At 43.2% G+C, this 19,566-nt stretch carries 17 protein-coding genes; 10 read left to right on the forward strand and 7 right to left on the reverse strand.

Features of this window, described 5'->3' with window-relative positions:
• Positions 1–12: 12 nt before the first annotated feature.
• The 3 genes from SE27_RS00435 to dxs form a co-directional block, all read right to left on the reverse strand.
• On the reverse strand, positions 13–1,887 hold the full coding sequence (locus SE27_RS00435) for a DEAD/DEAH box helicase (protein WP_039619884.1): 1,875 nt from the start codon (positions 1,885–1,887) through the stop codon (positions 13–15).
• Positions 1,888–2,563: 676 nt separating this feature from the next.
• Positions 2,564–3,394, reverse strand: a complete 831-nt coding sequence (locus SE27_RS00445; protein ID WP_039619887.1) for an inositol monophosphatase family protein — start codon at positions 3,392–3,394, stop codon at positions 2,564–2,566.
• A 111-nt stretch (positions 3,395–3,505) separates the two neighbouring features.
• Positions 3,506–5,416, reverse strand: coding sequence for a 1-deoxy-D-xylulose-5-phosphate synthase (gene dxs / locus SE27_RS00450; protein ID WP_039619889.1), 1,911 nt, complete (start codon positions 5,414–5,416; stop codon positions 3,506–3,508).
• A gap of 309 nt (positions 5,417–5,725) precedes the next feature.
• On the opposite strand from dxs, the gene ribA reads away from it, so the two are divergent.
• The 6 genes from ribA (at position 5,726) to SE27_RS00480 (ending at position 12,179) form a co-directional block, all read left to right on the forward strand.
• Complete coding sequence (ribA, locus tag SE27_RS00455; protein ID WP_039619891.1) at positions 5,726–6,328, forward strand: GTP cyclohydrolase II; 603 nt, start codon at positions 5,726–5,728, stop codon at positions 6,326–6,328.
• Between the two features lie 131 nt (positions 6,329–6,459).
• Entirely contained in the window at positions 6,460–7,404 is a 945-nt protein-coding gene (gene hemF, locus SE27_RS00460; protein ID WP_039619893.1) for an oxygen-dependent coproporphyrinogen oxidase, read from the forward strand.
• 215 nt (positions 7,405–7,619) lie between these two features.
• Positions 7,620–7,883 carry a hypothetical protein gene (locus SE27_RS00465; protein WP_227504619.1) on the forward strand — a complete coding sequence of 88 codons (264 nt, stop codon included), beginning with the start codon at positions 7,620–7,622 and terminating at the stop codon, positions 7,881–7,883.
• A 132-nt stretch (positions 7,884–8,015) separates the two neighbouring features.
• Positions 8,016–8,804 carry a shikimate dehydrogenase gene (gene aroE / locus SE27_RS00470; RefSeq protein WP_039619895.1) on the forward strand — a complete coding sequence of 263 codons (789 nt, stop codon included), beginning with the start codon at positions 8,016–8,018 and terminating at the stop codon, positions 8,802–8,804.
• A gap of 393 nt (positions 8,805–9,197) precedes the next feature.
• Positions 9,198–11,021 (forward strand): acyl-CoA dehydrogenase C-terminal domain-containing protein, encoded by a 1,824-nt coding sequence (locus tag SE27_RS00475; protein WP_039619897.1) that lies wholly within the window; start codon positions 9,198–9,200, stop codon positions 11,019–11,021.
• 630 nt (positions 11,022–11,651) lie between these two features.
• Positions 11,652–12,179 carry a glycine zipper domain-containing protein gene (locus SE27_RS00480; RefSeq protein ID WP_039619899.1) on the forward strand — a complete coding sequence of 176 codons (528 nt, stop codon included), beginning with the start codon at positions 11,652–11,654 and terminating at the stop codon, positions 12,177–12,179.
• A 110-nt stretch (positions 12,180–12,289) separates the two neighbouring features.
• On the opposite strand, the gene SE27_RS00485 is transcribed toward SE27_RS00480, so the two are convergent.
• The 3 genes from SE27_RS00485 to hemW all read right to left on the reverse strand — a co-directional run bounded on the left by SE27_RS00485 (position 12,290) and on the right by hemW (position 15,011).
• Positions 12,290–13,009 carry a substrate-binding domain-containing protein gene (locus tag SE27_RS00485; RefSeq protein ID WP_370686749.1) on the reverse strand — a complete coding sequence of 240 codons (720 nt, stop codon included), beginning with the start codon at positions 13,007–13,009 and terminating at the stop codon, positions 12,290–12,292.
• Positions 13,010–13,270: 261 nt separating this feature from the next.
• Positions 13,271–13,714, reverse strand: coding sequence for a GNAT family N-acetyltransferase (locus tag SE27_RS00490; protein ID WP_039619903.1), 444 nt, complete (start codon positions 13,712–13,714; stop codon positions 13,271–13,273).
• Positions 13,715–13,853: 139 nt separating this feature from the next.
• Positions 13,854–15,011, reverse strand: coding sequence for a radical SAM family heme chaperone HemW (gene hemW / locus SE27_RS00495; RefSeq protein WP_039619905.1), 1,158 nt, complete (start codon positions 15,009–15,011; stop codon positions 13,854–13,856).
• Between the two features lie 124 nt (positions 15,012–15,135).
• Here hemW and SE27_RS00500 point away from each other — a divergent pair, with 124 nt between their 5' ends.
• The 3 genes from SE27_RS00500 (at position 15,136) to SE27_RS00510 (ending at position 18,524) form a co-directional block, all read left to right on the forward strand.
• A complete protein-coding gene (locus SE27_RS00500; RefSeq protein WP_039623703.1) occupies positions 15,136–15,597 on the forward strand; it encodes a DMT family transporter in 462 nt (153 codons plus the stop codon).
• A 96-nt stretch (positions 15,598–15,693) separates the two neighbouring features.
• The gene (locus SE27_RS00505; protein WP_319802646.1) at positions 15,694–16,989 is read left to right on the forward strand and encodes an MATE family efflux transporter; all 1,296 of its coding nucleotides are present in this window, start codon (positions 15,694–15,696) and stop codon (positions 16,987–16,989) included.
• Between the two features lie 236 nt (positions 16,990–17,225).
• Complete coding sequence (locus SE27_RS00510; protein WP_039619911.1) at positions 17,226–18,524, forward strand: ABC1 kinase family protein; 1,299 nt, start codon at positions 17,226–17,228, stop codon at positions 18,522–18,524.
• A gap of 136 nt (positions 18,525–18,660) precedes the next feature.
• Here SE27_RS00510 and crcB read toward each other — a convergent pair whose 3' ends face one another.
• Complete coding sequence (gene crcB, locus SE27_RS00515) at positions 18,661–19,047, reverse strand: fluoride efflux transporter CrcB (protein WP_039619913.1); 387 nt, start codon at positions 19,045–19,047, stop codon at positions 18,661–18,663.
• A gap of 174 nt (positions 19,048–19,221) precedes the next feature.
• Between crcB and SE27_RS00520 the strand changes: the two genes are divergently transcribed.
• A complete protein-coding gene (locus tag SE27_RS00520) occupies positions 19,222–19,554 on the forward strand; it encodes a HopJ type III effector protein (RefSeq protein ID WP_039619914.1) in 333 nt (110 codons plus the stop codon).
• Positions 19,555–19,566: the final 12 nt, after the last annotated feature.

Raw genomic sequence — 19,566 nt, forward strand, 5'->3', positions numbered from 1 at the left:
TTAATCAAAAACTTAGTCGTTGAATTTACGACGTGGACGATCTTCACCACCAAAAGCTGGACGCTCAGTACGTGGTTTGTCATCAAAGCTACGACGTGGACGTTCTTCTGTACCAAAAGTACGTTTAGGACGGTCATCACTGAAGCTACGTTGTGGACGATCACCGAAACCGCCTTCACGACGTGGAGTAGCAGGACGATCACCGAAATCACGACGTGGCGCTGGACGATCACCTTCACGACGTGGAGCAGAACGATCCCCTTCACGTGCTGGTTTGTAATCTACACGGTTGCCACGATTGTCATCGGCAGAACGCGGTTTGTCAGCAAAGCTACGTTGTGGACGGTCAGCGAAACCACCTTCACGACGTGGCGCTGGACGATCACCGAAATCGCGTTTAGGACGGTCATCAAACGAACGTTGTGGACGGTCAGCGAAACCACCTTCACGACGTGGCGCTGGACGATCACCGAAATCACGCTTAGGACGGTCATCAAACGAACGTTGTGGACGATCATCACCACCGGCATAAGCTGGACGCTCAGTACGTGGTTTGTCATCATAGCTACGACGTGGACGATCATCACCGCCACGACCGCCACCACCAAAACTGCTACCACGACCACCGCCATCACGACCACGACCACCACCGAAACCGCCACGACCGCCATCACGACCACGACCAGCTCCGCCGCCATCACGACTACCGCGTGCAGGAGGTGGAGATGGCTCAAGACCTTCAATTTCAGATACGTTTAAACGCGCATCTAAGAAGTCTTCAAGCGCACGAATCTTGCCACGTTCACGGTAAGTTGCCAAAGTAATGGCATTACCGGTACGACCAGCACGACCTGTACGACCGATACGATGTACATAATCTTCATTTTTCATCGGTAAACCGAAGTTGATTACGTGTGAAATTGTTGGTACGTCAAGACCACGTGCCGCTACATCGGTAGCCACAAGGATTTTTGCACGACCTTCACGAATACTACGTAAACGACGGTTACGAACGGTTTGTGGCATTGCACCATGAAGCGCAACAACAGATAGACCTGCTTCAGCAAGTTCTTCAGCCAACATATCTGTATCTTCTTGCGTAGATGCAAATACAACCGCTTGATCTACTGACTCATGAGACAACCAATGGGTAAGTAGTTTTTTCTTGTGTTCAAAACCATCAGTCCAATGCAATGTTTGGGTGATGTCTGTATTGGTAGAATGACCTGTTTCAATTGCAATACGCAGTGGATTATTCATCATGCGTTCAGCAAGAGTCACAATACGCGGTGCAAATGTTGCAGAGAACATCAAAGTTTGTTTACGGTTTGCCGCTAACTCACCAATAGCTTCTAAGTCTTCAGAGAAACCTAGATCAAGCATACGGTCAGCTTCATCGACAATTAACGCATCAACTTTATCAAGTTTAATTTGACGACGGTTTACAAGATCAAGTAAACGACCTGGAGTCGCAACGACAACTTGTGCGCCTTTTAATTGTTGAATTTGTTTAGCGAAAGGCATACCACCCATAATCGCAGCAACACGCACACCCTTCATATGACGAACCAATGCAATCGCATCTTGACATACTTGTTGTGCAAGTTCGCGAGTTGGCGAAATCACTAAGATATTTGGTTGAGTAACCGCTTTCATGCGATCTTTAAATGATGAAAGTGCTTCTTCAGTTGCCAAAGCATTTAGCGTTGGAAGTAAGAATGCAGCAGTTTTACCAGAACCAGTTTGGCTCGATACGAGAAGGTCTTTACCTTCAAGTGCAGCTGGAATAGCTTGTTCTTGTACAGGAGTTGGTGTAGTGAAACCTAAACCTTCGATTGCTTGAATAAGAGTAGCATCGAGGGAAAAATCAGCAAAAGTTTTGCTCATAGAGAGTGTTCACCCTAAAGTGGGTGCTCCATTTAATAAATTACAACATGGACATCGGCAAAAACCGGCACAGCAAATAGAGCTGAAAATTAAAAAATTCAGCAACGATCCGAATAACGACGATGTGGATATAACGCACGTATATGATTACGGCCGCAAACCTGAAGGAATCGCTTAAGCGATTGGGCGCGAAGGATATGTCCTCTCTATGGACAGAACGCGCAGACAATGATTAGAAGATAATGTTCAGGTAAAGAACGGAAATTTAAGTGCGTGCCAGCATGATAACAGAAACATTTTTAAAAGTAATCATTTTTTTCGATCAATTTCACACTTTAGACGGTTTTTTTCAGTAACTCACTCTTTTTTAAAATGAATTTTGTTTGTTTTTTAATCACATATATAGTGAGAAAATTAACGCTTAACCTATAAAGTCCTCAAAACTTGCAGCTTAGTTCTTCTTAAACGTGATTCATCTTTATTTATAGCAGACTATTTATTTGGTATTTATGCTTATAATTCAATAAAGTAAGATCGGACAAAGTTTAATAAAATGCTTAATGAGACATTAAGTCAATCATTGGCATTAAATCTTTAACTTTAGAGATAAAAAAATGAGCGTATTTTCATACGCTCATTGTCAAATTTAGTTTGTGTGCTTAGAGCAGAACAAGTGTTACTTCGCTGCATCGCCCCATGCCGGAACAACAGCACGCATTAAAGGTTTAAGCATTTTCATTGAACAGGCAATAACTTGGCCATTTTCCATTGAATCGCTACCACCACGCGCATCCACTACAGTACCGCCAGCTTCTTTAACCAATAGTTCACCCGCAGCGATATCCCACGGTTTTAAACCCAGTTCAAAGTAACCATCAAAACGGCCGGCAGCAACATATGCTAAATCTAATGCCGCAGAACCTGTACGGCGATATTGCGCACCGGCTTCTGTGACATTTAATAAGGTTTCAAAATGGTTTTTAGCATAAGAGACAATTTCACCGTTGCGCATCACACGATAAGCGTGACCGACGGACAAGAAAGTATTGTCTAAGCTGTCTTTAATATTTACGCGAATACGACGTTGATTCATCATCGCACCACGACCACGACTGGCAGAGAAAAGCTCATCTCTGACTGGATCATAAATCACGCCGTGTTGAACTACACCTTTATGCTTCACTGCAAGAGAGATACAAAAATGAGGGACGCCATTGATAAAGTTTAACGTGCCATCCAAAGGATCGATCACCCAACACCAATCAGCGTCGTTACCCTTACCTTCTTGTAGACCGAACTCTTCACCTAAAAAGCTATGATTTTTATAACTTTTACGCAACGTGTCGATGGTTAATTGTTCTAAATAACGATCTACGCGTGTCACTGGACCATCAATGCCTTTTTCTTCGACTTGTAGATCGAGTTTATGACGATTTTGATGCGCTTTTAAAAGCTCTTGACCAACTAACTGAGCCGCACGCGCAGCCATAACCACCATAGGTTCCATTGAACACCCACTACAAATTTGAGAAATTGATAAAGAATAATGCATAAAAGCCCGCACATTTTAGCAAATTTACGGGCTTTTAGGGAAAAAATGTTATTAAACTTTATCTCTTCACGATAAGCTGGTTTGCCCAAGCTTTAACCACGCGTGTTGTACTGATTTTTCAATACCTTGAGCATCTAATCCCGCATGTTGCAACATTTGTGCATGTGAAGCCTGATGCATAAACGTATCCGCCAGCCCTAAATTTAAGATTGGTTTCACCCAGTGTGCTTGTGCCAGATACTCATTCACCGCACTGCCCGCACCCGCCATCACGGCGTGCTCTTCAATCGTCACAAACAGATTGGTTTTTACGGCCAGCTCATTAAGCAGCTGTTGATCCAAAGGCTTAATAAAACGCATATTGACCACACAAATAGCCACCTCATGTAACAGTGCTAACTTTTGTGCCGCCTCCAGTGTAGCGCTGACGCGGCTTCCAAAGGCCAATAAAGTGATTTGCTCATCGCAGTGTTCATTAAAATACGCCAGCACTTCAGCTTTACCCAACTCTAAAGCGGTGAGTTGTTGTTGGATTTCAACCCCAATGCCATTGCCACGTGGATAACGAATCGCCGCAGGACCATTGTATAAATAACCGGTATGCAACATTTGTCGGCATTCATTTTCATCTTTCGGCGCCATAATCAGCATATTGGGAATGGTCCGCATAAAGGCATAATCATAAGCACCCGCATGTGTTGGTCCATCCTCTCCCACCAAGCCAGCACGGTCGATGGCAAAAGTTACATCTAGATTTTGTAGTGCAACATCGTGCACCAATTGGTCATAGCCACGTTGTAAAAAGGTTGAATAAATAGCCACTACTGGTTTTAAGCCTTCACAGGCCATGCCAGCTGCCAGCGTCACGGCATGTTGTTCTGCAATCGCCACATCAAAAAAGCGCTCGGGAAACTGTTTGGCAAACTGTACCATTCCCGAACCTTCACACATGGCGGGAGTGATCGCCAATAAGCGGTCATCTTGTGCAGCTTGATCACATAACCATTGACCAAAGACATCGGCATATTTAGGCGCAAGGTTTGCGGCTGCGGCTGAATTTATTTTACTGATGGCATGGTATTTAATTTGGTCGGCCTCGGCCGGTTCAAAGCCTTTGCCTTTTTTGGTATAGATATGAATTAAGCGCGGCCCTGAACGTTTTTTTAACGCTTGAAAGACTTGGGTTAATTGCTGCACATCATGCCCATCGAAGGGACCAAAATAGTCAAAACCAATGGCTTTAAACAAATTGTCGGCAGCGTCGGTTGCCGAGCGATGCAAACGCGAGTTGTACAACCACTCTGGATGCGGCTGTACAAATGCTTCACCACTTTCTGAAATATGAACCGATTGACCACTTTCCCAAATGGCAGCCAAATGCTTGGCAAAGCCACCGGTGCTACATGAAATTGACATATCATTGTCATTGAGCACCACGATTAAATTGGCTTGGTGTGCCACTGCATCATTCATGGCTTCAAAAGCCATACCGGCAGTCATCGCACCATCGCCAATAATAGCCACCACTTCACACGGGTCTTTTTGATAACGACGCGCCAAAGCCATACCCAGTCCGGCTGAAATTGCGGTGGAGGAATGCCCTACACCAAAGGTATCAAACACAGATTCTTCACGAGTCGGAAATGCGGCCAGTCCATCTTTACTACGAATCGTGATTAATTGTTCACGGCGACCGGTTAACGCTTTATGCGGATAGGCTTGATGACCAACATCCCAAATCAGACGGTCATGGGGGGTATTAAAACAGTAGTGTAATGCTACGGTCAGCTCAATAACCCCCAAATTGGCACCAAAGTGGCCACCGCTTTGTCCTGCTGCATACAAAATGTATTGACGTAACTCGTCTGCCACTTTTTCTAATTGGCCGCGCTCAAGTCGACGTAATTGCTGCGGATGATCAATTGTATCTAGCAGCGGTGTTACAGGGCGGCGAGTCGGTATTTGTGTATACAACATAAATGGCAAAGCCTTCTAAAGCCTGGCAAATCCTAAGCTAGGTAAATGGGTATTCGAGTCTAAGTGTCGAATTGTATCACCTTTAAATCAGCCACATTTCTAGCGATGCAGTTTAGAGGTTCATCTCTAACACTGGGTGTTTGTTCCAGAACAGGATTATCCTGAATAATCTTACTATTTATCAACTGTTATTGTGCGCTTTATACAAAAAAGAAAACCTTCTGTATAATTTCATCATAGCAATTCTAGCAATGTCCAAGCATTACGCTATACTTTAACCTATTAATGAACTATTTGACGGGTTAAACAGTGCCTATAGAGTTTGTCGCAACATCCAGATTACCCACGGCTTTTGGTGAATTTAAAATCACTGTTTTCCAAGATCCGAAAAGTGGCGAAGAACATGTCGCGCTGTCCAAAGGTCTAGAGCTTGCTCCCACTGAACCGGTATTGGTGCGTATTCACTCGGAATGCTTAACAGGTGATGCGTTTGCCTCATTAAAATGTGATTGTGGCCCACAACTGCAAGCCACCTTAAAACTGATCAATGAAGTCGGTCAAGGGGCGATTCTATATTTACGCCAAGAAGGCCGCGGCATTGGATTGACCAATAAAATTCGTGCTTATGCCTTACAAGATCAAGGACATGATACGGTCGATGCCAATTTAATGTTGAATTTGCCTGCTGACGCGCGCCGTTACGACATGTGCAGCATTATGCTCGATCACCTCAATATCAGTCAGGTGAAGTTAATTACCAATAATCCGTTAAAACTAAATGCATTGACTGAACTTGGTATTGAAGTCGTGACTCGCGTTCCTTTAACGGTCGGTTTAAATCCCTTTAATGCCGAATACCTACAAACCAAGCATGATCGTATGGCACATATGTATGACGAAGGCGATTTTTAATCAGCGTTACTATCTGCGATAAATCACAGGATTTAGGGATTTTTTATCTGATGTTAAAAAATCCCTTACTTTTTTTATGACTTTGTGTTTTGATGTATTTAGTCCTTAAAATCATGCAATAGAGGTCATCTATGCAGAACCCCACTTCAGCAGATATTCAACGCGTTCGTGAATTTCTTCTCGATTTACAAGCCCGTATTTGTGCAGGTTTAGAACAACAGGAATTCAATGGGGGCGGTACGGCTCAATTTGAGATTGATGATTGGCAACGTCCCGAAGGCGGCGGCGGTCGTTCACGTGTACTACAAGACGGCAGCGTTATTGAAAAAGGTGGTGTGATGTTCTCTCACATCAATATTTCAAAACTGCCCGCTTCGGCCACTGAACGCCACCCACAAATTGCTGGCGCTCAAGCGCAAGCATTAGGCGTGTCATTGGTGATTCATCCTAAAAATCCCAATGTGCCGACGTCTCATGCCAACGTGCGTTTATTTGTGGCAGAGCCTGAAGGACAAGCGCCAATTTGGTGGTTTGGTGGTGGTTTCGACTTAACCCCATTTTATCCGGATGATCAAGATGTACTGGCTTGGCATCAAAAAGCTCACGATCTGTGCGCTCCATTTGGTGACACGGTTTATGACGAACATAAAAAATGGTGTGATGATTATTTCTATTTAAAACACCGTGATGAACAGCGTGGTGTGGGTGGATTATTCTTTGATGATCTTAATCAATGGGATTTCGAAACTTGTTTTAAATATATTCAAGCGGTGGGCAATGGCTATTTAGAAGCAATTTTACCGATTTTCCAACGCCATCAAGATACCCCATATACCGAAGCGCAGCGCGAATTTCAATTGCACCGTCGTGGTCGTTATGTGGAATACAATTTGGTTTATGACCGTGGCACCTTGTTTGGCCTACAAACGGGCGGACGTATTGAATCAATTTTGGTGAGCTTACCGAATTTAGTCAGTTGGTCGTACCGTGCAGAGTGGGATGATGGTTCAGCGGAAAAACGTTTAACCGAATATTATTTAAAACCGCGTGACTGGTTAAATGAACTAAGCAAATAAATTAATCATGGTACGCTCTTAAATCCCTTTTTCTGTAATCAGAGAAAGGGATTTTTTAATAGCTAGACTTTTTATCAACAATAATTGCTAGATAAGTACAACAATTCAAAGAAATGGTCTCTGCCTTCACCGTTCCCTCCTTTAAAATATATTTTCTTACAGCATCGACACCTATAGTCAGCGTAAAATCGTTTAAACTGAGCGATTCAACAACCATGTTAAAGCCTGTCTATCTTGACCCAGAAGATGCTTTAAGGAGAACACCAGCCACTATGTTTCGCAAAATTTTAAAGCAAAAAGAGATCTTGTTTTGGTCAATTTTGACGCTTATTATTGGCTCTATTGCCATTACCTTAGCGTCACAGAACACACTTTTAGACAGCTTATCCATTACTTTTACCGTATTTGCGGCATTGGCGTTATTTTTTACCGCTGCCATGTGGTTAGAAGAAATGATTCACGAGATTTGCAATCCTTAAGTCACATCCTTGATGATTCATTGTTTTTAAAATCAAATTATTAGTCTGCAAATATTGTTTGTTTATTCTGACTTTAGCCTGTCCTTAAAATAACGTATATTGAATGCCATTTCCGTACAAGGATATTGTGAAATGCGCAAACAATTTGCGGTCATTGGTCATCCCATCGAACACTCGCGCTCTCCAGAGCTGCATCAGGCTTTTGCTCAAAAAACCGGCATTGAATTAGATTACCATAAGCGATTGGCCGCTTTAGATGGCTTTGAAACCAGCATGCAACGCTTTTTTGCTGAAGGCGGAATTGGCATGAACGTCACTGTGCCGTTTAAAGAACAAGCTTTTGCTCAGTGCCAAGTGCTCAGTCCGCGCGCACAAATTGCGCAAGCCGTAAATACTCTATGGATGCAAGATGGGCAATTGCATGGCGACAATACCGATGGCCAAGGCTTGGTGGATGCCATGACCGCCTTAGAATGGCCGCTTCAGAACAGTAAAATTTTAATTATCGGTGCAGGTGGCGCCACGCGTGGTGTGATTTATCCATTGGCACAAACGGGAGTGAAAGAAATTGTCATTGCCAATCGTACTTTGGCGCGCGCTGAACAATTGGTCGCAGATTTACACAGTGCTGTGCCGGACACCCAGCTAACAGCCATGGCTTTAGATGACCTGTGCGGTCAATTTGATATTGTCATTAATGCCACTTCTGCCAGTTTAACTGGCGATGCCGTGGTTTTACCGGAAAATTTACATTTTAAATATGCCTATGAAATGGCCTATGGCAAAGCTTCTCGCTTTTTACAGCAAGCCCAAGCGCGTCATGTGCCGACTGCTGAGGGTTACGGCATGTTGGTTGCTCAAGCGATTGAAGCATTCTTTATTTGGCATGGTATCAAACCAAAATTAAAAGATTTTTTATAAAAATAAATTAAGAGGCGATTGAAAGGAGGCAAGCAACTGTTTCTTTTCAATATACGCCTAGCATCAAAAGCAGAAGTGGATTTTATGACAGAGCTTTATGTGCCTGTATCGCTTTAGTCTATCGTATTATTTCACATCCACTTCACATGCTATAATGTGAAGTAACAGACTATTTTAACTGTTTATTTTATTTTTAAATCTCAACAAAATTGTAGCAAAAAAAATTGTTTAAGTATTAAAACCCGCCACAGCGTGGCCTTGCTGTTTAATTGGTAATTCGCCTTTCTGACATTTTTATAAGGCGACATCATCAATGTATTTTCTCAACCAATGTGAATAATTAAACTATCGATCCAGATAATCCAAAACTATTTCTAAATTAGGATTAAGACTATGCCAGCGTATAAAGCCCCACTCCACGACATTCGCTTCTTAATGAACGAAGTTTTTGATTACCCTGCCCATTACAAAACATTATCCAATGGTGAAGCTGCCGATGCAGATACCGTCGATATGATTTTGGAAGGTGCAGCAGATTTTTGTGAAAATGTGCTTTCACCGATCAATCAATCCGGTGATGAAGAAGGCTGTCATTTTGACAATGGCGTTGTTACCACGCCTAAAGGTTTTAAAGAAGCCTACAACCAATTTGTACAAGGCGGATGGCAAGGTTTGTCTTATCCGGAAGAATTTGGTGGCCAAGGTCTACCTATGTCACTGAATTTGATTAAATCTGAAATGATGGGTACAGCCAACTGGTCATTCACCATGTATCCGGGTTTGAGCATGGGTTGTATGAACACCATCATGCAATTCGGTACAGATGAACAGAAAAATACCTATATGCCACATCTGACTGCCGGCACTTGGTCAGGCACGATGTGTTTGACTGAGCCACAATGTGGTACAGATTTAGGTCAGATGAAAACCAAAGCTGAACCACAAGCAGATGGCAGTTATAAAATCACTGGCACGAAAATCTTTATTTCAGCCGGTGAACATGACCTGACTGAAAATATTGTGCATATTGTCTTGGCGCGCCTTCCCGATGCACCCGCAGGCACCAAAGGTATTACCTTATTTATCGTGCCTAAATTTTTGCCAAACGCAGAGGGCGGTGTCGGCGAACGCAATGGCGTAGCCTGTGGTTCAATTGAACATAAAATGGGAATCCGTGCGTCTGCAACTGCGGTGTTAAATTTTGATGCAGCCACTGGTTACCTGATTGGTGAAGAGAATAAAGGCTTACATGCCATGTTCACCTTTATGAACACGGCGCGTATTGGTACGGCGGTTGAAGGCGTGGCACATGCTGAATTGTCTTTCCAAGGTGCTTTACCTTATGCCAAAGATCGCATGTCAATGCGTGCACTATCTGGCAAAAAAGATCCAGAAAAACCAGCAGATGCCATTATTCATCATGCCGACGTACGTCGTATGTTGCTAACGCAAAAAGCCATTGCTGAAGGCGGTCGTGCCATGATTTATCATGCCGCACAAATTGCCGATAAAATGGCTGATGCCTTGAGCCAAGGTGATCAAGCTAAATTTGATGAGTATGATGACAAACTGGGTTTTTATACCCCAATCCTGAAAGGTTTCCTAACCGAGCTCGGTTTAGAAGCAGCCAATCACGGTATTCAAGTCTTTGGTGGTCATGGTTATATCAAAGAATGGGGTATGGAACAAATTGCCCGTGATGCACGTATTGCCACCTTGTATGAAGGAACTACCGGTGTACAAGCACTCGACTTAATTGGTCGTAAAGTGTTGCTGTCCTCTAAAGGCAAAGTGGTTCGTGACTATACTGCGGAAATTTTACGTTTCTGTGGCCGTCATGCGCGTAACAAATACATGCGCCGTTTTGCGTGGGACTTAACCAAGATTTGTGCACAGTGGAACGCTTTAACCGTGCGTATTATGTTGGCGGCGCGTAAAGACCGCGATATCGTATCCAGTGCATCGGTCGACTTTTTGATGTTCTCAGGTTATGCCATGATGGCGTATTACTGGGCGCAACAAGCCGCTGTGGCATCAGAGAAATTAGAGTCAGGCACGGGTGCAGAAACACCAGAGTTCTATAAAGCCAAAATCAAATTGGCTGATTTTTACTTTGAACGGATCTTGCCGCGTACGCAAGGTCATGCAGAAGCCATGGTTAATCCATCAAAAACCATGATCTCGCTTGCACCTGAGCACTTCAGCTTTGATTACTAAACTGTCCTGTTGCTAAAAGTATAAAAGGAGCGCTTCGGCGCTCTTTTTTACGCTTAGACCTAGATAAAAAATTCAAAAATAAGCAATCAAATCACGTCATTTTAAGCGCTAAAACTGAGCATCATTCAGCAATATAAAATGCTGCTGAGGCTTAAAATACAGCAGCTTGTTATCTACATCGATATTGTATCCATCGAATAAAAATAGCGTCGAGTAAAAAAATCTATCTTTGATTTCAACTCACCAAAAAATTAATCAGCAGCTTAAATACAATTTAAATAGTTGATAATCATATTTTTATTTGATTAAAAAAGATGGAAGATTTAGATCCAAAGTCAGTCCTTTTAATTCATTTCAGTGAAGAAATTAAAATCACTCACAAGGTAATCTATCGTTATTGCTCATTTACATTCGACTTACTTTGTAAGAATGATCGAGGAAACGCGTGATTATTTACACAATTAGAGTTCTATTTACTTTCAAGTACATTCGTTAACTCAAAACGGGCTTTTTGCCTCTATGCACTTACACAAAAGATTTATAAGCTAGATTCTATCAACACAATATAGAAGGAAATAAGCGCTACAGCTTCATTTCCATAATCATAAAAGTAAGATAAGGAGAATAATGATGACGACTTCCGATTATGATCGTGATCGTATTAAAAATGCACCAGATCAAGTTAAAAAAGATTTAAATGCAGATCCGATTACCGGTGAGCCAGGTTCACATCCTGTAGGTACAGGTTTAGGTGCAGCGGGCGGTGCAGCAGCAGGTGCAGCCATTGGTACTGCAGCGGGTCCAGTCGGAACGATAGTCGGCGGTGTTGTGGGTGCAGTGGTCGGTGGCCTAGCGGGTCATGCCGCAGGTGAAGCGATTGATCCAACCGTTGAAGATGCTTATTGGCGTGAAAATAGTGCCAATCAACCCTATTATACGACCAGTAAAACCACTTATCCTGATTTAGACTATGATCGAGATTACCGCGATGCCTATCGTGTAGGCTATGAAAACCGCGCTGAATATACGCCTGAAACACGTTTTGAAGATGTAGAACCAGATTTGCGTACCAAATGGGAAATCACCAAAGCAGAGTCTCGCCTGTCTTGGGAAGAAGCCAAACAAGCGTCACGTGATGCTTGGCATCGTAATCGTTAATTCATTTAACTTCATTTAAACAGCTCACTGGCTTGTGATAAGCCAGTGGGCTTTTTTACATGCGCTAATCAGCATCACTTTATTGAAAAGCGACGTTGACTTAAAGTAACTTACTTTTTCCAGCCAAATTGCTTAAAGATAGACTGACCTTGTTTAGAGTCCAAAAAGCTGACAAAGCTTTTTGCTTCAGTATTTTTTAAACTATGTTGCGTCAATGCCACGCCAGTGTCGCGGTAGATGACCAATTCTGGCTCGATAGGAATAATTTTTCCAATCTCTGGATTGCTCACACCCCAAATATTAAACACCAACCATGCATCATAACTGCTGTTTTCCTGCCAGTTTTTCTTGGCAGCGCCGGTATTCGGTGCATAAGTGGTAATGTTCTTACGAAATGCTTTGGTTAATTGGATATTGCCAGTTCTACCCGCAATATCTTCCCACATTCCTACTTGCCCTGCACCATGCGTCACCAACACTTTGGTGCCCGCTTTGGTTAAGTCTTTAAAGCCTTTAATATTTTTTGGATTACCCGGACGCACTAAAATAGCCGCTGGACGCAAATAAAGCGGCTCAACGGTATTTTTGATAATTTGCTCAGCAAAGGTTAATTCAAAATCAGACATCATGGCTTCTGAACCACTATAAATAACATCTGCATCCTGTTTGGCTTTTTCCGCCCATTGCGATGTTGGCCCTGCAGTCACGGTGACATCAATACCCGTTTTTTTCTGAAATTGCTTGGCCGCTTCTTGCATTGCGGGCGCAGGACCACCCGGCCCATAGACATTAATGGCCGCCATGGCAGGCATGGCAAAACAACTCAACATCAGTGGTATTACATAGTGTTTAATCTTAGATTTTTTAAGCATTTTTTTTGATTTCCATCAGGGATGAATAGGCATTGATCATAGCTTTTTCTATGGTGTTTCTATACAGCTGATCTGGTTTTTTGGTTATCAAAAATTTAGTCAGGTCAGTCGAATAAAATATCCATTCATGTACTGTTCGCGCTGACTTGGCCTGAGCCACATTTGGCAGCGTAGAGGTCAGCTGTACATACAGTCCAGCGCATTAAAAGCCTGTCCTGTTTAAGGAATTAAATTCTTACGGTATTGAATAAAGCCAACGTGATCGGCGACCTGATCATATAGGCTGCGCGCTGAGGTATTGCTTTCATGGGTTAACCAATACACGCGGCTACACTTTTGCGTTTCAGCTACACTGTACACCGCCTCAATCAGTTGTCGACCCAGCCCTTGGGCCCGATAAGCCGGACTGACAAAAAGATCTTGCAGATAGCAATAATCTTCTGGCGTCCACGTACTGGGATGAAAAACATAATGCACCAAAGCAACCAGCTGCTGCTCATGCTCAATCACCTGACAGCCCATAGCGGATTGAGGATCAAGCAAGCGGGAAAAAGTCCGTTGAGCCAGTTCAGGATTAAAGGCCACCTGATAAAAACCCTGATACGCCTGCCAAAGCTGTTGCCAATTTGCATGATCAGTAGATTGTAATGTTCTTAATTGCATAACGGTCTCTTTTATTATTGTGATGATTTACAGGATGCGGCTTTAATGTCAGCCCCTAGACAGATTGATTAAAAAAGTTCATGTATAGCTTGGGTTTATAGGGCCGGAGTCGCATCGCGCGAATAGCCATCGGCACGATTTAATCAATAAATTCTTGTAAGACTGAATTTAAAAACATATGACCATGTTCGGTACAGGCAATTCGGTTTTTATCTTGCAGCAATAATTGCCGTGCGCGTAGTGAATCTAAGGCTACCTCTAATGCAGCCAACTCTAAACCCGTGCGCTCAGAGTATAGTTTGGCCTCTACACCGGCATTTAAGCGTAGCGCATTCATCATAAACTCAAACGGTAGTTCATCATCTTCAATCTTTTTAAACTGTATATGTTCTGCCGGCACGTGGGCTAAATAATCTTTGGGTAAACGCGTTTTTTGAAAACGATAAATGCCATCGGCTTGGGTCACTTTGCCGTGTGCACCGGCACCAATCGCCAGATAATCGCCAAATTGCCAATAATTTAAATTGTGTGCCGATGGCTGCTCTTTACGCCAAGCAGACACCTCATAATTGATAAAGCCTTGCGCCATTAAATAAGCTTCACCTTGCTGCTGAATGTCTTCTAATACCTCATCAAGCGGTAAAACCGGCTGGGTGCGAAAAAATACGGTATTCGGCTCGATGGTTAATTGATACCATGAAATATGCGTTGCGCCCTGTTCAACTGCCAACTTTAAGTCGAGTAAGGCTTGTTCTAAGCTTTGCTCGGGTAAGCCATGCATTAAGTCCACATTAATGCGTTTAAAACCCGCCTCTTGCGCCAAGTGAATGGCATTCAGTGCATCTTCATTGCTGTGAATCCGGCCTAACTTTTGCAGATGTGCGCTATTGAAGCTTTGCACCCCAATCGACAGACGATTGATACCGGCCTGTAAATAACCAATAAACGGATCGTGCTCTAGCGTTCCGGGATTGGCCTCTAAGGTAATTTCACAATTGGGCTCAAAAACAATCAGCTGTTTAAGCTTAGCAAATAACCACTGATAACCTTGGGCGGAAATTAAAGATGGCGTACCACCGCCAATAAAAACACTATGAATTTGACGACCTTGCGCAAAATCAAGCTGAGTTTTGAAGTCCGCCACCAAGGCTTGTAAATAGCTCTCTTCTAAAGCCAGCGATAACTTCCCGTCTGGAACAGCATGCGAATTAAAATCACAATAAGGACATTTACGCACACACCACGGCATATGAATGTATAAAGACAAGGGAACCAGCGCAGGATTTAAATCAGCCAAGAGATAAGCTCAAAACAACAAAAAAGGAAGGTGCTTATTTTAACATGACTGCATCAATACACTGCTGAATTGTTGAATCAGCTAGGCTAATCTATTCAAAGTTAACAATAATTAGATGATAGAAATCATGAAAATAACCAGTCAACTGTTCGCGTTACTGCCACTGGCCATGGCCATTGGTGTTGCTATGGCGGTACAAACAGCGCTGAATACGCAGTTAAAAGAATATCTGCATTCCTCACTACAAGCTGCGCTTTTGTCCTTTTTGGTGGGTACAATAGCACTGGCTATTTTGGTGTTTTTTCAAAATAGCGATAAACCCACCTTCAGCACACTGATGCAAGTGCCTTGGTTTTTATGGTTAGGTGGCTTTTTAGGCGTCTATGCCATCAGTTTGAGTATTTATACTGCGCCTAAACTGGGCTTTTTAAGCCTATCTGGCTTGATTATTTTTGGTCAAGTGGCCACTGCTATGCTCCTCGATCATTTTGGTTTACTGGGTACCGAAAAACAGCCCATTCACTGGCAACGTCTGCTGGGTGGCATCGTCATTTTTATCGGGGTGCTGCTGACCTTACAGCGCTAAGTACTCCTTATTTTAAGCACAGGATGAGTAATTTTTGTGGCTAATGTTTTATCTCCCCCCACCACCCGTTATGAATTAAAAAAACTTTTTCATTTAATGATTCCCATTTTGCTGACCCAATTCTCCCAAGCAGGTTTTGGCTTAATTGATACCATTATGGCAGGTCATATCTCGGCCACTGACTTGGCCGCCATTGCGGTGGGCGTCGGTTTATGGATTCCGATTATGCTGCTGTTTAGTGGCATTATGATTGCCACCACACCACTCGTGGCTGAAGCCAATGGCGCACGTACGCCGGAAAAAATTGCCATTATTGCGCGGCAATCTTTATGGGTGGCACTAATTTTAGGAATTATTGCGGCACTAATTTTACAGCTGATGCCGTTCTTGTTGCCTATTTTGGGTGTGCCTGCGGTGTTATTGCCCAAAGCCAGCTTATTTTTGCACGCCATTGCCTTGGGTATGCCCGCCGTGACCATGTATGCAGCACTGCGTGGTTACTCCGAAGCCATTGGTCATCCTCGACCCGTGACGGCCATTAGCTTACTGGCATTATTGCTGCTCATTCCGCTTAACTTTATTTTTATGTATGGCATCGGGCCGATTCCGGCCTTGGGCAGTGCCGGCTGTGGTTTTGCCACCGCCATTTTACAGTGGATCATGTTCTTCGCTTTAGCCGCCTATGTCTTTAAAGGCAAAGCCTATCAAACAACCCAAATCTTTACGGGATGGGAAAAAATTAATCCCTATTGGGTCAAACGTATTTTACAGTTGGGTTGTCCCATTGGACTGGCGATCTTTTTTGAAGTCAGTATTTTTAGCACGGCGGCCATTGTATTAAGCCCGTTGGGTGAAACCTTGGTGGCGGCGCATCAGGTGGCTATTTCTGTGACCTCACAATTGTTTATGATTCCGATGTCATTGGCGATTGCCCTAACCATTCGAGTCGGCACCTATTATGGTGAAAAAAACTGGGCTGCGATGCGTAAAGTGCAATATTTAGGCTTGATCACCGGCACCATTTTTGCAGTGGTGACCATGCTGCTGATTTGGTTCTTCCGCGCTGACATTGTGGCCATTTACACCACGGATTATGCTGTGGCTGAAGTGGCGATGTATTTATTGCTGTTCGCGATTGCTTATCAATTAATGGATGCATGGCAAGTCAGTGCAGCCGGCTGTCTGCGCGGTATGCAAGACACGCAAGGCCCGATGTGGATCACCATGATTTCTTATTGGGTGATTGCCTTTCCCGCCGGCGTCTATTTGGCCCGCTTTACCCAAATGCAAGCCGCTGGCGTCTGGGTCGGCTTGATTATTGGATTAACCGTGGCCTGTATCTTGCTGTTAAGTCGTTTATATATGATTAATCGCCAGCTTAATCGGGCTTAAGCTGCTAGTTATTTTTATCTGTGCTGGCTTTTAAAGATAAAGTCAGCGCAGATATATCTAGGATGCTGTTCTCGCTTGAATACTCGCAACCCTGTCACGTGAAAGGATTAAAACGAGACCACCTCAGCTGATGGCCAACATAGCACACATGCTTCTTAACAATTTAAAGTAGGCAATAAGGGCTTTAACGCCTATGATCATAAAAACCCATCTGTGATGATCTTGAGGAATAACGCATGGCAAAAACGGCTAGCACACCGGGTCGCCGCTTTATGAAACTTGCCAGTATGACGGCAAGTATTGCAACGAAAACAGTATCCAATTCAATTAAAAACTTTAATGCAGATGAAGAACAAAAAAATGCGTCGCGCAGCAAACTCTTTCAAGACATTGGGCTGCAAATTGCCGACACCTTAGGGGAAATGAAAGGTGCAGTCATGAAAGTGGGACAAATTGCCTCACAATATAAAGATGTTTTTCCGCCTGAAGTCTCTCGTGCCATCAGTAAATTACAGCGTCAAGCCCCTGCTATGCCATTTGCTGAAATTAAAGCGCAAGTGGAAAAAGAATTGGGTAAACCGCTGCATCAAATTTTTAAAAGCTTTGATGAGCAGCCTTTTGCTGCCGCCTCGATTGGTCAAGTGCATAAAGCCATCTTGCCTAATGGCCAACAGGTGGTGGTCAAAGTACAGTATCCGGGCATTGATGAAGCCTGTGAAAGCGATCTCAAACAAGTGCGTTTGGCCTTACGTTTAATGGGTGTGCTCAAAATTGATCGTAAACTACAAGATCAATTGTTTAAAGAAATTCAAGAAAGCCTAGACAACGAATTAAATTATGAAATTGAAGCGCAAAATTTAGAAGTGGCGCGCACCTTTCATCACAGCCTAGACAGTAAAATTATTATTCCTTTGGTCTATCCCGATTATTCTTCACGGCATATTTTGACCTTAAGCTTAGAAATGGGTGAAAGCATTGAAACTGCCAGTACGTGGTCGCTGCAAACGCGCAATGAACTGGGACGACGTTTATTTCGTGCCATTGGACAAGAAATTTTTTATTTAAAACGCTTCCACTGCGATCCCCATCCCGGAAACTTTGCTTTTCGTGAAGATGGCTGTGTCATTATTTATGATTACGGCGGTGTGAAAGCGCTGTCTAGCATGACTTTACAGCATTTTAAACAGCTCATTCATGCCGCGCGTGAAGGCAACATTGCAGAATTAGAGCAACAATTAACGGAACTGCATGCGCTGTCCGAATCGGGTAAATTTCCTGAAAAACTCTATCGTCAATGGTTAGAAGTGCTGCTGCGCCCACTGACCACAGACTATGATTTTGCCGAAAACTCGGCCCATCACGATGGCATGGAGTTGGTCAAACCGTCTTTAAAATATTGGGACGTGTTTAAACCGTCACCTGAAACCTTAATGGTGAACCGTACCGTATCGGGACATTATTGGAATATGATCCATTTAAAAATGCATGACAACATTCATGATCTATTTGATGAGTTGGTGCCACCGCGTCAATAAGTCACTATTTTAGTTCGCTGCGGCATAAGCACAAAATAGATCACTTACAGTGGTAAAAGTCTAACGCTGTATGTAGATCGGCTGACTCGGTCTTAAGCCCAAGAATTAAATATTGCTTGGGCTTTTTAAATTGAGATTAATAAAACCATTGGCGCAATAAAGCTTGAACGCTATAAAAGCCCACAGCCAATAGCAACACGCCCAGTATCACACTAGACAGGACATACGCCACAGCCAGCATCACTTGACCTTGTTTTAACAAATGAAAGGTTTCTAAACCAAAACTGGAAAATGTGGTAAAGCCGCCCAAAATACCGACCATCAACAAGAGTCGTGCTTCATTTTGTAAGAATGGAAATTTTTGACTACAGGCAAAAAAAATGCCGGCCAATAAACAGCCAAACAGATTAATCCACCACGTCGGCCATGGAAAATCCGCTATCGGTTTCAGTAAAAAAACACCCGCGCCATAACGCAAACTGGCACCGATTGCACCGCCTAAAGCCACTAAAATCCAGCTCATTGCGCTAAGCCGTTAGATGGGCTGTTGTTCATAGCTGTTCCACATCTTGATCACATTCAAGTGCTTACTTTTGCATAAATAGACAATTTTTACAAAGAAATAATACCCAATCAAGTAGGTAAAAATTGCTATAGTCGAAGCATTCAATTTTACATTTTTTGGACAATCACAGATATGACACAAGATTTATTCACCCAACTACAAGCTGGCAAGATACATTTTTCAGATGTGTTGGCTCATATCGAAGCGCTTTATCAACATACGCCGACTGCATTTAGCAATGGCCAACAGCACAATGCCGCAAGTGAAAACCAAGGCAGTGCTAAAGTGTTCGCTTTTGCGCAATTAAATCACTTCGATCAAGCGCAAACTTTAAGCTTATTTGCTGAACATTATGCCGCGGTATTGGCCACACCGGATGGCGTCGATCATCAAAATATTCGTCAATTTATGCAGCACGGTTGGTCAGGAATTCAATTTAATGGCTCAGCCTTAACCGCTAAATAAATTTGCCATGTG

The sequence above is a fragment of the Acinetobacter harbinensis genome (assembly GCF_000816495.1).
GTDB classification, from domain to species: domain Bacteria; phylum Pseudomonadota; class Gammaproteobacteria; order Pseudomonadales; family Moraxellaceae; genus Acinetobacter; species Acinetobacter harbinensis.

Excerpts from the sequence above, each read along its gene's own strand:
- SE27_RS00435 (WP_039619884.1), bottom strand. The coding sequence starts at position 1,887 with ATGAGCAAAACTTTTGCTGATTTTTCCCTCGATGCTACTCTTATTCAA.
- SE27_RS00445 (WP_039619887.1), bottom strand. The coding sequence starts at position 3,394 with ATGGAACCTATGGTGGTTATGGCTGCGCGTGCGGCTCAGTTAGTTGGT.
- dxs (WP_039619889.1), bottom strand. The coding sequence starts at position 5,416 with ATGTTGTATACACAAATACCGACTCGCCGCCCTGTAACACCGCTGCTA.
- hemF (WP_039619893.1), top strand. The coding sequence starts at position 6,460 with ATGCAGAACCCCACTTCAGCAGATATTCAACGCGTTCGTGAATTTCTT.
- SE27_RS00465 (WP_227504619.1), top strand. The coding sequence starts at position 7,620 with ATGTTAAAGCCTGTCTATCTTGACCCAGAAGATGCTTTAAGGAGAACA.
- aroE (WP_039619895.1), top strand. The coding sequence starts at position 8,016 with ATGCGCAAACAATTTGCGGTCATTGGTCATCCCATCGAACACTCGCGC.
- SE27_RS00475 (WP_039619897.1), top strand. The coding sequence starts at position 9,198 with ATGCCAGCGTATAAAGCCCCACTCCACGACATTCGCTTCTTAATGAAC.
- SE27_RS00480 (WP_039619899.1), top strand. The coding sequence starts at position 11,652 with ATGACGACTTCCGATTATGATCGTGATCGTATTAAAAATGCACCAGAT.
- SE27_RS00485 (WP_370686749.1), bottom strand. The coding sequence starts at position 13,009 with ATGTTGAGTTGTTTTGCCATGCCTGCCATGGCGGCCATTAATGTCTAT.
- SE27_RS00490 (WP_039619903.1), bottom strand. The coding sequence starts at position 13,714 with ATGCAATTAAGAACATTACAATCTACTGATCATGCAAATTGGCAACAG.
- SE27_RS00505 (WP_319802646.1), top strand. The coding sequence starts at position 15,694 with ATGATTCCCATTTTGCTGACCCAATTCTCCCAAGCAGGTTTTGGCTTA.
- SE27_RS00510 (WP_039619911.1), top strand. The coding sequence starts at position 17,226 with ATGGCAAAAACGGCTAGCACACCGGGTCGCCGCTTTATGAAACTTGCC.
- crcB (WP_039619913.1), bottom strand. The coding sequence starts at position 19,047 with ATGAGCTGGATTTTAGTGGCTTTAGGCGGTGCAATCGGTGCCAGTTTG.
- SE27_RS00520 (WP_039619914.1), top strand. The coding sequence starts at position 19,222 with ATGACACAAGATTTATTCACCCAACTACAAGCTGGCAAGATACATTTT.